The following is a 12,556-nucleotide window of genomic DNA, read 5'->3' on the forward strand; positions in this document are numbered from 1 at the left end:
GACATTCGGACGCGAAAAGACCAGGCCAGGGTAGATATCGACGCGATCGGTGGAAAAGTCGGGGCAATGCGGCACCGGTGCAGAACGAGTGCACACGGGTGGCACCCTGCGACAGGCTCAGGGAGCCAGTCGCCAGACGCGCGGCCCTTCGTCTTGCTCCGCTCGCTCAGGAACCGCGCTCAGTCCAGCGCGCTCATCACGTGCTTGATGCGGGTGTAGTCGTCGAAGCCGTACTGCGAGAGGTCCTTGCCGTAGCCGGAGTGCTTGAACCCACCGTGCGGCATATCGGAGACGAAGGGGATGTGCGTGTTGATCCACACGCACCCGAAGTCGAGGTCGCGCGAGAACCGCATCGCCCGGGCGTGATCGGTCGTCCAGACCGACGCGGCGAGCGCGTACGGCACGTCGTTCGCCAGCTCCAGCGCCTCCTCGTCGGTGGAGAACGACTGCACCGTGAGCACCGGCCCGAAGACCTCGCCCTGCACGATCTCGTCGTCCTGCCGCACCCCCGACACGATCGTCGCGGGCCAGAAGTAGCCGCGATCTCCCTGCCGCGCTCCCCCGGTCTCCACCCGGGCGTGCGCGGGCAGCCTCGACACGAATCCCGACACCTGCTCCAGCTGCGCCGCACTGTTGAGCGGGCCGTAGAGCACGCCGTCCTCGCGCGGTCCGCCGGTGCGGGCATCCGACTCCGCCCGCGCGACCAGCGCCGCCACGAGCTCGTCGTGCAGGGACTCGTGCACGAGCACGCGCGTCGCTGCGGTGCAGTCCTGCCCGGCGTTGAAGAACGCACCGGTCACGATCCCCTCGACCGCCTTCGACACCGAGGCATCCGCGAAGACGATCGCCGGGGCCTTGCCGCCGAGCTCGAGGTGCACGCGCTTGACGTCGTTCGCCGCCGACCGCGCCACCGCCATGCCCGCGCGCACCGATCCGGTGATCGCGACCATCTGCGGGGTCGGATGCTCCACCAGCGCGACGCCGGTCTCGCGGTCGCCCAGCACGACGTTCAACGTTCCGGCCGGGGTGTGCAGCGCCACGATCTCGGCGAGCAGCAGCGTCGACAGCGGGGTCGTCTCGGCGGGCTTGAGCACGACCGTGTTGCCCGCCGCGAGCGCCGGCGCGATCTTCCACACGGCCATGTTCAGGGGGTAGTTCCAGGGCGTGACCTGCCCGATCACGCCGATCGGCTCGCGGCGCACGAACGACGTGTGCCCGGCGAGGTACTCGCCCGCCGCGCGCCCCTCGAGCGACCGCGCGGCACCGGCGAAGAACCGCAGCTGATCGACCGACTGCATGATCTCGTCCTCGACGAGGCTCGCGCGCGGCTTGCCGGTGTCGCGCGACTCGAGATCGGCGAACTCCTCGGCCCGCGCGGCCATGTCGTCGGCGATGCGGAAGAGGGCGAGCTGCCGGTCGGCGGGCGTCGTGTCGCGCCACAGCGGGAAGGCAGCGGATGCCGCGGCGTAGGCGGCATCGACGTCACCGGCACCCGACACCGGGAGCCGGCCGTACTCCTCCTCGGTGGCGGGGTCGATGAGCGGAAGGTCGCCTGCGCCGGACACGGGGACGAACCGACCGCCGATGAAGTTCTGCAAGCTCTCAGTGCGCATGCGGCCACAGTAGCGCGGCACTTTCGGAATCGGAAGGCCTGGAAGCCACCGACGACTGAATCGGTTGCACCACCGGCATCCGCCTGTCAATATCGACGCATGGGCACGAAGACTCAGCCGGCGCTGGACGACATCTCGAAGCGGATCATCGAGCTGCTCCAGGAGGACGGCCGGCGCCCCTACGCCGAGATCGGCCGGGAGGTGGGCCTCAGCGAGGCCGCCACCCGCCAGCGCGTGCAGCGCATGACGGATGCCGGAACGATCCAGATCGTCGCGGTCACCGACCCCCTGCAGCTCGGATTCCACCGGATGTCGATGATCGGCATCCGCGTCACCGGCGACCCGCGTGCGGTCGCCGAGCAGCTCACCGAGATCACCGAACTCGCCTACGTCGTCGTCACCCTCGGCAGCTTCGACATCCTCGTCGAGGCCGTGTGCGAGAGCGACGCCGACCTGCTCGAACTGATCGCGACGCGCATCCGCACCATCCCCGGCATCGTGCACACCGAGAGCCTGCTCTACGCCGGGCTCTACAAGGACCTCTACAACTGGGGAACGCGCTGACCGCGCACCTCATCCACCGAGAGAACCAACTGAGGAACAAGGGAGCGCGCATGGGAACCACCGTCTTCGAACGCCGCCGCCCGCAGGACTCCGTCATCGACGAGTCCCTGCGCGGCACCTCGTTCGCCGTGTTCTGGCTCGACGACGTGCAGCGCACCGAGTACCCGACACTGACCGGTGCGATCGAGGCCGACCTCGCGATCGTCGGCGGCGGGTACGCGGGGCTGTGGACCGCGATCCGGGCCAAGGAGCGCGACCCCGACCGCCGGGTCGTGCTCGTCGAGGCGTCGCGCGTCGCGTGGGCGGCCTCCGGCCGCAACGGGGGGTTCTGCGAGGCGAGCATCACCCACGGCCACGAGAACGGCGTGAACCGCTGGCCCGACGAGATCGAGCAGCTCGAACGCCTCGGGCTCGAGAACCTCGACGGCATCGCCGACACCGTCGAGCGCTACGGGATGGATGCCGAGTTCGAACGCACCGGGCAGCTCGCCGTCGCGGTCGAACCGCACCAGGTCGAGTGGTTGCGCGAGGAGAAGGGATTCCTCGATCAGGATGCCGTGCAGGCCGAGGTGCACTCCCCCACGTTCCTCGCGGGCGCGTGGGAGCGCGACACCACCGCCCTCGTGCACCCCGCCAAGCTCGGGCTCGAGCTCGCCCGCGTCGCGACCGACCTCGGCGTGGAGATCTACGAGCACACGCTCGTGCAGGACATCCTCGGCGACGGATCGGGTCCGATCACGGTCGAGGCCCGCGACGGCCGGGTCGTGGCGGATGCCGTGGCGCTGGCCACGAACGTCTTCCCCTCGCTGCTCAAGCGCAACCGTCTGATGACGGTGCCCGTGTACGACTACGTGCTGATGACCGAGCCGCTGAGCACCGAGCAGCTCTCCTCGATCGGGTGGCGGAACCGGCAGGGCCTCGCCGACAGCGCCAACCAGTTCCACTACTACCGGCTCACCGCCGACGACCGCATCCTCTTCGGCGGCTACGACGCGGTCTACCACTACGGCGGCAAGGTGCGCCCCGAGTACGAAGACCGGATGGAGAGCCACCGGCGGCTCGCCTCGCACTTCTTCACCACGTTCCCCCAGCTCGAGGGGCTGCGCTTCACGCACCGCTGGGCCGGGGCGATCGACTCGTCGAGCCGCTTCTGCGCGTTCTTCGGCACCGCACGCAAGGGCCGGGTGACCTACGCCACCGGGTTCACCGGACTCGGCGTGGGCGCGGCGCGGTTCGCCGCCGACGTCATGCTCGACAAGCTCGCGGGCGAGGAGACCGAACGCACCGCGCTGCAGATGGTGCGGCAGCGGCCCGTACCCTTCCCGCCCGAACCCGCCGCCGCGGTGGGCATCAACCTCGTGCGCGCCGCGATGGATCGCGCCGATCACAACGGGGGCAAGCGCAATCTCTTCCTCAAGACGCTCGACGCGCTCGGCATGGGATTCGACTCGTGAGCGACACGATCCCCGACGAGGGGCTCACCCCCGAGCCGGCCGAGGGGCTCACCCCCGGCACGGGAGCGGATGCCGCGACCCTCGCGCTCGTGCACGTGCCGCTGCCGGCATCCGACGTCGTCTCGGGCGACCCGACCACCGCCGTGCACCCGCTCGCCCTGCTCGGGGGCACCGAGGTCGGCATCTGGGAGATGACGCCGGGAACGGCATCCGACACCGAGACCGACGAGGTCTTCGTCGTGCTCTCGGGCCGGGCGCGCATCGCGTTCGACGACCCCGACCTGCCCGATCTCGACGTCTCCCCCGGCTCCGTCGTGCGCCTGGCCGAGGGCCAGCGCACGGTCTGGACCGTCACCGAGACCCTGCGCAAGATCTACATCGCCTGAGCGCGAGGCGCGCGGGCTCAGCCGACGCGGGTGACCTCGGCGTGCGGCATCCGCTCGCGCATCACCCGGATCGCCTCGGGGTTGTCGTCGACCAGCACGCTGTCGCGTCCCAGCGCCGATGCGACCGCGCCGGTCGTGCCGCTGCCGGCGAAGAGGTCGAGCACCCGGTCTCCGGGGCGGCTCGACGCCCGGATGATGCGGCGCAGGATGCCCTCGGGCTTCTGCGTCGGATACCCGGTCTTCTCGCGCCCGGTCGTCGGCACGATCGTGTGCCACCACACATCGGTCGGCAGCTTTCCGCGCGCCGCCTTCTCGGGGGTGACGAGGCCGGGGGCCATGTAGGGCTCTCGGTCGACCTCATCGGAGTCGAAGAAGTACCCGCGCGGATTCTTCACGTACACGAGGATCGTGTCGTGCTTGGTGGGCCAGCGGCTGCGCGACTTCGCTCCGTAGTCGTAGGCCCAGATCAGCTCGTTGAGGAACGAGTCGCGTCCGAACACCGCGTCGAGCATCACCTTCGCGTAGTGCGCCTCGCGGTAGTCGAGGTGCAGGTAGAGCGTGCCGTCGTCGGCGAGCAGTCGCCACGCCTCCTCGAGACGCGGCATGAGGAACTCGCCGTAGTCGTCGAAGCGGTCGTCGTAGGTGCGCAGCATCCCGCGCACCCGCTCGTAGCGATGGCCGTGGAAGCCGTGGCGGATCTCGGCGGGCGCGGTCTCGGGGACCGGCTGCTCATAACTCCGGACGGATGCTTCGGACTCAGCCGATTCCGGGTCGATTTGCCCCTCGGCATTCGATTCTTCCGGAATTGTGCGCGTCCGCGTCGCGGTGACGATCTGCCGTTCGCGGGCGCGGCCCGTGTTGAAGGGTGGATCGAGGTACACCAGCGTGAACGAGGCATCGGGCAGCGCGCGCACGGCGGCGAGGTTGTCGCCCTCGAGGATCGACACCGACCCGACCCGCACCGGTGCGATGGAGACGTCCTGTTCGATCGGGACGGGCGGAGTGGGTACCGGGTCGGTCACGGCACCCGGTGCAGCCACGCGTCGGTCGAGAACTTCGTCTCGACCAGCTCCTCGGCCGCGGCGTACTCGTCGTCGGCGACCGTGCCGTCCTCGGCCGCGGTGAGCGAGCGGAAGGTGTCGATGAAGCGGTCGATGATCTCCTCGCGGCTGAGTCCGGTCTGGCTGCGCAGCGGGTCGACGCGCTTGGCCGCCGACGTGGTGCCCTTGTCGCTCAGCTTCTCGCGGCCGATGCGCAGCACCTCGGTCATGACCTGGCCGTCGAGGTCGTACGACAGCGAGGCGTGGTGGAGCACGCCTCCGTTGGCGAGACGCTTCTGCGCGGCCCCGCCGATCTTGCCGGTCGAACTCGCGATGTCGTTGAGGGGGCGGTAGACCGCGTCGATGCCGAGCGAGCGCAGCGCCTGCAGGGCGAAGTCGTCGAGGAACGCATACGAGTCGGCGAACGTCATGCCCGCGACGAGGGATGCCGGAACGTACAGCGAGTACGTGATGATCTGGCCCTCAGGAATGAGCATCGCGCCGCCGCCCGAGATGCGGCGGACGACGTCGAAGCCGTGACGCGCGGCGCCCTCGGGGTCGACCTCGTTGCGGTACGACTGGAACGATCCGATGACGACCGCCGAGCCGTCCCACTCCCAGATGCGCAGGGTCGGGCGACGCCGTCCCTCGCCGACGCGCGAGGTGAGCACCTCGTCGAGCGCGAGGTTCATGGCCGGCGAGACCGCCTTGTCGTGCACGATCTCCCAGTCGAAATCACGCCATCCCGGAGCGGTGACGAGCGCACGGCGCACGACGGTGCCCACGGCCTCGGGCGTGAAGCCGAGCAGCTGCGCGCCCTCGGGAAGGGCGTCGCGCACAGCGGTGGCGATCACGGAGGCATCCGATTCGACCGGCAGGCCGTTCACGGCGTCGTTGATCGCCTCGAGCGCCGTGTCGGGCTCGAGGAAGAAGTCGCCCGCGAGCCGGAACTGCGCGATCCTCCCGTCGTCGACCTCGAGGTCGACGACGACGAGCTTTCCCCCTGGGACCTTGTATTCACCGTGCACCTCCCCAGCCTACGGCCGACGGGGGTTGTTGGTCGCGGTCGTCCTTCGTCTCGTCGCTAGCGCTCCTCGCTCAGGAACCGGGATGTTCTTCACCGGTCTCCGAGCAGCGCCGCGCCCTTCCGGTCCCTGAGCGAGCGCAGCGAGACGACGGGTCAGCGGCCGAGGACGATAGCGCGCTCGCCGGCGCGGATGGGGGCCGAGAAGCGATTGCCTGCGGGCGGGAGCGGGCACACGAACTGGTCGGAGAACGCGCACGGCGGCAGGTACGCCCGGTTGAAGTCGACGACCGCGGTGCCGTCGTCATCCGGCTCGTCGATCGCGAGGAAGCGGAACGGGAACGTCTCGATGCCGTTGGTCCCGTCGGCGAACACGGCACCGAGGCCGCCGCGCACGTTGCGCGTCACGGTGAGCTCGTGCGCGACCCCGCGGATCTCGAACCGCAGCCGCCCGGCGATCGGAGCCTCGTGCTGGTCGCCGTCGATCGCGACGATCGTGATCGACTCATCGGTGGCGGGCTCGAACGTCGCCGGCAACCGCCACGCCGGATCGGGACGGTAGGCGTCGATCGCGCTGAACCGCTCGCGCTGCGGGCGGGCCGGGTTGAACACCCGCAGCGCCACGGTCTCGCGCCGCGGGAACACCCGCAGTTCGCGTCGCCCGAAGCGCAGCGCCTCGCCCCGGCGCAGGGTGACGGTGGCCCCGGCGACCCCGAGCTCGGTGCCGCGGATCTCGCCCTCGGCACCGACCGCCCAGAGCCCCGGCACGTTCTCGACCGCGGCGGGTTCGGAGATCAACCAGTTCGTGGACTCCAGGGCCGACGGGCCGTAGTCGGCACCCGCCACGCGTTCGCGTTCGTCGTGCCACGCACGCCAGTCGCTCTCGAAGCTCATCGGACCCTCCTCCCGTCGCGAGGAGGGTCGTGCGGGGGCACGTCTCCTCGGATGCCCGCGGAATGTTGCCCTGAATCTACGGCGGGGGCGGAGCATCCGTCGGGCCGGTGTCATGCACCTTCACCCGACGTCATCCGGCGTCATACCGCCGCTCGTGGGGGCGCTTCCACCTCGAGAACGCTCAGCGCGCGGGGATGTGCGTGTCGAGCCAGGCGAGGGTGTCGGCGCGCACCTCGTCCTGCTGCAGCTCGGCGAAGATCTCGTGCCGGGCATCGGGGTAGACGAGGGTCGTCACATCGGTGAAGCCCGAGCGGCTGCGGTACTCGTCGGCGAGCTTGTGCACGCTGCGGGGTCCGCCGACCGGGTCGTCGCGCCCGACGAGCAGCAGCAGCGGGATGTCACGGCCACCCGTCGCCCGCAGGTCTCGGCGCGGGCGCCCGTAGAGCTTCGCGGCCTCGATCGGCCCGAACAGCTTCAGCAGCGGCTCGCCCGTGGTGAGCGGGTCGATCTCGAATGCGGCCCACACCTCCGGGTCGCGGCTGAGCCACTCGTAGCCGGTGGCGTCGGGCCCCGCCCAGCGGGCGTTGAGGGGCGCAGCGCTGAGCGATCCCGGCATCCGCAGTGCCGACCCCGACAGGATCACGGCATCGAACGCCTCGGGATGCTCGTTCAGCAGCATCTGCGCGAGGAACGATCCCCACGAGTGCCCGAGCAGCACGAGCGGCAGGTCGGGGTTCTCGTCGCGGATGATGCCGGTCAGCTGCCAGACGGCATCCTTCGCGGCGCGCAGCCCTCCCTTGCCGAGCCGGCCCAACCGCGCGGGACCCCCGTGCTGGCGGATGCCGGTGCGGCCGTGGCCGCGGTGGTCGTCGGCGTAGACGGTGAAGCCCGCCGCGGTGAGCGCGGCGATCAGCGCACCGTAGCGACCCGCGTGCTCGCCGACGCCGTGCAGCAGTTGCACGACACCGCGGGGCGTCGTGGCCGCCGGGTGCACGTCGTAGACGATGGCGATGCCGTCGGCATCCGTGAACTCTCGGGTATCCGTCACGCTGCGAGCCTACCGATCGCGGCCGCGGCTCACAGCCCCAGGGCGGCGCGCACGGCCAGCGCAGTGTCGCGGTCGGTGACCTCGTACCCGCCCACGCCGTCGGAGGCCGACCCCATGCGCACGCCGCCTTCGGCGGTGACGGTGCGCTTGGCCGAGAAGTGCAGGGCGTCGACCCCGGTGCCGGCGAGCTCGGCGGCGTTCGCGGCGCCGACGCCGCTGCCCGCCATGATCTGGATGCGTCCGTCGGCACGGGCGACGAGGGCGCGGAGGGTGTCGATGCCGTCGATCGCGGCGGATGCTCCGCCCGAGGTGAGAACGCGTCGCAGACCGAGCGCGATCGCGGCGTCGAGGGTCGCGAGCGGGTCGGGGCTGACGTCGATCGCGCGGTGCAGGGTGACGGATGCTCCGCCGGCCGCATCGCGCAGCCGGGCCATGGCGTCGACGTCGAGCGCACCGTGCGCATCGAGAGCACCGATCACGACGCCCTCGGCCCCGGCCTCGATCGCGCGGCGCACGTCGTGCTCGCAGATCGCGATCTCCTCGTCGGTGTAGTGGAAGTCGCCGCCGCGCGGGCGCACGAGCACGTGCACCTCGACATCTGCCTCGCGCGCCGCCGCGACCGAGAGTTCGAGCGTGGCGGGCGACGGGGTGAGGCCGCCGAGCGCCAGCGCGCTCGCGAGTTCGACGCGCGCGGCGCCGACCTCTCCGGCGATGCGCACTCCGGCGGGATCCTGCACGGCGATTTCGAGAGCGGGCGTTCGGGTCACGCGCTCCATTCTGCCGTTCCCGCCCCGTGCGTCGATTACTTAGATAGACTAACTAAGTAATGACTTCGCCTGACGACTCCCTCCAGCTCACCGCCACCGAGTTGCGCATGGCCACGTTCCGGCTCGCGCGACGCCTGCGCTGCGCCCGCGCCGCCGACTCCATGAGCGATGCGCAGCTCGCCGTGCTCGCCGACCTGCGCATGAACGGTCGCCGTACCATCTCGACCCTCGCCGAGCGCGAGCGGGTGACCGCCCCCTCGATGACGAACACCATTAACGGCCTCGAGGAGCAGGGCTACGTCACCCGCGCCGTCGACGAGGACGACCGCCGCCGCGTGCAGGTCGAGATCACGGATGCCGGCGCCGAACTCGTCGTCGAGACCATCCGCCGCCGCGACGTGCTGCTGGCCGACATGCTCGCCGACCTCGACTTCACGGAGGACGAGCTCACGACGCTCCGCGAGGCGAGCATCCTGATGCGACGGGTGACCGACCGATGAGCGCGATGTTCCGTTCGTTCGCGAACATCAACTACCGCATCTGGTTCGCCGGCGCCCTCGTCTCGAACGTCGGCGGCTGGATGCAGGCGACCGCTCAGGACTGGGTCGTGCTCACCGAGCTCACCGACAACGACGCGGCGGCCATGGGCTTCACCATGGCACTGCAGTTCGGCCCGCCGCTCGTGCTCGTGAGCCTCACCGGATGGGTGGCCGATCGGTTCGAGCGTCGCCGCATCCTGCTCGCGACCCAGAGTGCACTGCTGCTGCTCGCGATCGCCGTCGGCGTGCTGCTGTTGAACGGCCTCATGACCCTGCCGATGATGTTCGGGTTCGCACTGGGGTTCGGCATCGTGAACGCCTTCGACGCCCCGGCGCGCCAGGCCTTCGTGTCCGACATGGTGTCGGCATCCGACACCTCCAACGCCGTCGCTCTCAACTCGGCCTCGTTCAACCTCGCGCGCATGATCGGACCGGCCGTCGGCGGTCTGCTGATCGTGGCGATCGGGTCGGGCTGGGTGTTCATCGTCAACGCCGCGACGTTCCTGGCGATGATCCTCGCGCTCGGTCTGTTGCGCACGAGCCTGCTCGCGAAGCGGCCCAAGAACCGCGGGCGGGGCGGACTCGCGGCGGGCTTCCGCTACGTGTGGGGCCGCAGCGACCTGCGGGTCGTGTTCGTGACGGTGTTCCTGATCGGCGCCTTCGGCATGAACTTCCCGATCTTCGCCTCGACCATGGCCCTCGAGTTCGGAGCCGGAGCCGACGGCTACGGCGTGCTGTCGTCGATCCTCGCGATCGGCTCTCTCGCCGGCGCCCTGCTCGCCGCGCGGCGCGATCGGGCGCGGGTGCGCGTCGTGATCCTCGCGGCCGGAGGCTTCGGCGTCGCCGCGTTCGTGTCGGCCGCCATGCCCACCTATCTCACCTACGGCATCACGCTGATGTTCACCGGATTCATGATCGTGACGCTGCTCACGACCGCGAACGGCTACGTGCAGATCACGACCGATCCGGCGCTGCGCGGGCGCGTGCTGGCTCTGTACATGGCGGTCATCATGGGATCGACCCCGGTGGGCGCACCGATCGCCGGATGGGTGGCGGATGCCTTCGGTCCCCGTACCGCGATCATGCTCGGCGGTACGGCGGGGCTCGTCGCCTGCGCGATCGGCGCCATCTGGGTGTTCACGTCCGGGCGTCTGCACCGCGACGAGAATCGGCGCTTCCTGCTCACGCTCGACGAGACCCGACCCCTCAGCGTGATCGACGAGGTCGACCCGGTGGAGTTCAGCGACGAGGCCGCGGTCACCACGCCCATCCGTCGCCCGAAGGCCCCCGAGGCGCCGTAGCCTTCGGCATCCGTCACGGCATCCGCCCCGGCATCCGTCACGGCATCCGTCCCGTCATCGGTCACGTCCGCGTGCGCAGAACCGCACGGACCGGTGCCGAATGTCGACTCCGGGCGTTCATTACCGGCATTTCGCACCGATCGTTGCAGGGACAGCGGAACGGGGTGCGGTGAGTGCAGTAAGGCGAGCCTTGTCAATGGGGTCTTCGGATGCCGTGACCCGCGCGTAACGTCGCGCCCATGGACGAGAACACGGAACACACCCCGCACGCGGAAGACCCGGCCGAGGGCGCGGAGCGCGTCGGCGTTCCGGAGTCCGGACAGGGCGGCGCCATCCAGGGCGACAGCTCTCACGGCGATTCCCCGCGCGGCGCTCTTCAGGGCGACGCCGACGAGGACGCGCCGGGCGACGAGCACGGCAACCAGGGCGCAGCCCAAGGCGGAGCGCTCCAGGGCGACAGCTCGCACGGCGACTCGCCCCGCGGCGCCATCCAGGGCGACGCCGGACCCGATCGCGAGGCGCCTCTCGGAGGCGACGAGACCACGGAGCGACAGCTCCAGGCCGACAACGAAGCGGAAGAGGACACCCTGAAGCTCCTCGACCCCGATAACCCGCCCGCGTAGTCCCCAGCTTCGCCGGCGCGCGCGTCATCCCCCGTGACGCACGAACCACCCCCTCGAGAGCGAGCCACCCGCATGCGGGAGGCCCCGGAGGGGGTGGTTCGCGCTACGGGCGGGGGCGGGCTCAGCGCAGGGGCGGCCACTCGTCGAAGCGGTAGGTGAGTCCGAGACCGAGATCCTCGTCGGGCTCTCCCAGCTCCTGACGGATGTCGTACGTGTCACCCCACCACGAGGGGCTCTCGATCGCGACGACCAGCCGGTCGACGTTCTGCCGCTGGTCGACCTCGAGGGTGAAGCCGTCGGCATCGGTCCACCCGTAGCCGCGCTCGGACGGCATCCAGCCGAGTTCGCTCAGCCGGGAATCCCACGCGTCGTCGTACGAGTCGAAGCCGGTGGGCGCCGTCTCCAGGGCGAATCCGACCTCGAAGACGTAGCACTCGGCATCCGATCCCCCGCAGGCGCCGTACGACGAGGCGAAGGCCGGTCCCCTCACCCAGCCGCCGTTCTCGTCGCGCACGCGCCAGTCGTCCTCGGCGATCATCTCTCGCACCTCCGAGAGCTTCTGCTGCGTGAGGGTGTAGTTCGCCTCGGCACGGTCGGCCTGCGCGGAGATCGGCAGCGCCTCGACCTGCGCCACCGTGTCGCCCGCGGCATCCGTCTGCAGCGCCGTGACCTGCACGCCGAGCGCCACCGCGCCCACGAGCAGAGCGGGCACCAGGAAGGCCGCGTTCCACGACACCGCGTCCCAGGCGCCGCCGCGGGTCGGCGCTCCCGGGCGCGGCGGCGGCTGAGCGATGCCGAGCAGCAGCACCGCGAGCCACGACAGCGCCGCGATGACGACCGCTCCCACGAAGATCCCCTGCTCGTAGGTCGACGAGAGCCGGGCGGGAAGGAGGCTGCCGAGCAGCGTCTCCAGCGGCCCCGAGTCGCCGGCGTCCTGCATCGTGATCGTGAAGGCGACCCACGCCCACCAGTTCACGAACAGCAGCCAGACGAGCGGGGCGGGAGTGGTCGTGTGCCCGCGCTTGCGCAGGATGAATCGCGGCAGCATGCCGAGCAGCCCCATCGCCGGGATGAAGATCGGCGACGTGAACATCAGGATCAGCGTGCCCCACCCGCCTCCACCGAGGAACCCGTGGAACACGAAGAACACCGGCAGCAGCCAGCTCATCACCGGCCAGAGCGCCCAGACGAAGCCGCGGATGCCGCCCGATGTCGGGCGCGGTTGCGGTGCGGGCAGGTGCCAGGGCGGCGCTCCGGCCGCCACGGCATCAGGATTCTGATATGCCATCGGTTCCCCCTCCGC

At 70.4% G+C, this 12,556-nt stretch carries 13 protein-coding genes; 6 read left to right on the forward strand and 7 right to left on the reverse strand.

What is annotated here, in order from left to right:
* Positions 1-179: 179 nt before the first annotated feature.
* On the reverse strand, positions 180-1,613 hold the full coding sequence (locus tag ACTJKK_RS08570) for a gamma-aminobutyraldehyde dehydrogenase (protein ID WP_440747660.1): 1,434 nt from the start codon (positions 1,611-1,613) through the stop codon (positions 180-182).
* Between the two features lie 99 nt (positions 1,614-1,712).
* Here ACTJKK_RS08570 and ACTJKK_RS08575 point away from each other — a divergent pair, with 99 nt between their 5' ends.
* From ACTJKK_RS08575 to ACTJKK_RS08585, 3 genes are read left to right on the forward strand one after another with little or no spacing between them, the layout of a single operon-like run.
* Positions 1,713-2,177 carry an Lrp/AsnC family transcriptional regulator gene (locus ACTJKK_RS08575; protein ID WP_440747661.1) on the forward strand — a complete coding sequence of 155 codons (465 nt, stop codon included), beginning with the start codon at positions 1,713-1,715 and terminating at the stop codon, positions 2,175-2,177.
* Positions 2,178-2,227: 50 nt separating this feature from the next.
* Positions 2,228-3,631: an NAD(P)/FAD-dependent oxidoreductase gene (locus ACTJKK_RS08580; RefSeq protein ID WP_440747662.1), complete on the forward strand. Its 1,404-nt coding sequence runs from the start codon at positions 2,228-2,230 to the stop codon at positions 3,629-3,631.
* On the forward strand, positions 3,628-4,017 hold the full coding sequence (locus tag ACTJKK_RS08585; RefSeq protein WP_247956913.1) for a cupin domain-containing protein: 390 nt from the start codon (positions 3,628-3,630) through the stop codon (positions 4,015-4,017). Before ACTJKK_RS08580 ends, ACTJKK_RS08585 begins: the two co-directional genes overlap by 4 nt.
* A gap of 17 nt (positions 4,018-4,034) precedes the next feature.
* Here the strand turns inward: ACTJKK_RS08585 and ACTJKK_RS08590 are convergent, their stop codons facing one another.
* The 5 genes from ACTJKK_RS08590 to ACTJKK_RS08610 form a co-directional block, all read right to left on the reverse strand.
* Positions 4,035-4,964 (reverse strand): DNA-methyltransferase, encoded by a 930-nt coding sequence (locus ACTJKK_RS08590; protein WP_440747862.1) that lies wholly within the window; start codon positions 4,962-4,964, stop codon positions 4,035-4,037.
* A 71-nt stretch (positions 4,965-5,035) separates the two neighbouring features.
* Positions 5,036-6,085, reverse strand: coding sequence for a lipoate--protein ligase family protein (locus tag ACTJKK_RS08595; protein WP_440747663.1), 1,050 nt, complete (start codon positions 6,083-6,085; stop codon positions 5,036-5,038).
* 152 nt (positions 6,086-6,237) lie between these two features.
* Positions 6,238-6,975: a DUF1684 domain-containing protein gene (locus tag ACTJKK_RS08600; RefSeq protein ID WP_440747664.1), complete on the reverse strand. Its 738-nt coding sequence runs from the start codon at positions 6,973-6,975 to the stop codon at positions 6,238-6,240.
* Positions 6,976-7,156: 181 nt separating this feature from the next.
* Positions 7,157-8,023: an alpha/beta fold hydrolase gene (locus ACTJKK_RS08605; RefSeq protein WP_440747665.1), complete on the reverse strand. Its 867-nt coding sequence runs from the start codon at positions 8,021-8,023 to the stop codon at positions 7,157-7,159.
* Between the two features lie 29 nt (positions 8,024-8,052).
* Positions 8,053-8,790 (reverse strand): copper homeostasis protein CutC, encoded by a 738-nt coding sequence (locus tag ACTJKK_RS08610; protein ID WP_440747666.1) that lies wholly within the window; start codon positions 8,788-8,790, stop codon positions 8,053-8,055.
* 59 nt (positions 8,791-8,849) lie between these two features.
* Here ACTJKK_RS08610 and ACTJKK_RS08615 point away from each other — a divergent pair, with 59 nt between their 5' ends.
* The 3 genes from ACTJKK_RS08615 (at position 8,850) to ACTJKK_RS08625 (ending at position 11,253) form a co-directional block, all read left to right on the forward strand.
* Positions 8,850-9,290: a MarR family winged helix-turn-helix transcriptional regulator gene (locus tag ACTJKK_RS08615; RefSeq protein ID WP_247624512.1), complete on the forward strand. Its 441-nt coding sequence runs from the start codon at positions 8,850-8,852 to the stop codon at positions 9,288-9,290.
* Positions 9,291-9,295: 5 nt separating this feature from the next.
* On the forward strand, positions 9,296-10,630 hold the full coding sequence (locus ACTJKK_RS08620; RefSeq protein ID WP_440747667.1) for an MFS transporter: 1,335 nt from the start codon (positions 9,296-9,298) through the stop codon (positions 10,628-10,630).
* Between the two features lie 239 nt (positions 10,631-10,869).
* A complete protein-coding gene (locus ACTJKK_RS08625) occupies positions 10,870-11,253 on the forward strand; it encodes a hypothetical protein (protein WP_247624510.1) in 384 nt (127 codons plus the stop codon).
* A gap of 121 nt (positions 11,254-11,374) precedes the next feature.
* On the opposite strand, the gene ACTJKK_RS08630 is transcribed toward ACTJKK_RS08625, so the two are convergent.
* Positions 11,375-12,541 carry a hypothetical protein gene (locus ACTJKK_RS08630; RefSeq protein WP_440747668.1) on the reverse strand — a complete coding sequence of 389 codons (1,167 nt, stop codon included), beginning with the start codon at positions 12,539-12,541 and terminating at the stop codon, positions 11,375-11,377.
* Positions 12,542-12,556 lie beyond the last annotated feature (15 nt).

Origin of the sequence: Microbacterium sp. 22179 (assembly GCF_052045715.1) — a bacterium.
GTDB classification, from domain to species: domain Bacteria; phylum Actinomycetota; class Actinomycetes; order Actinomycetales; family Microbacteriaceae; genus Microbacterium; species Microbacterium galbinum.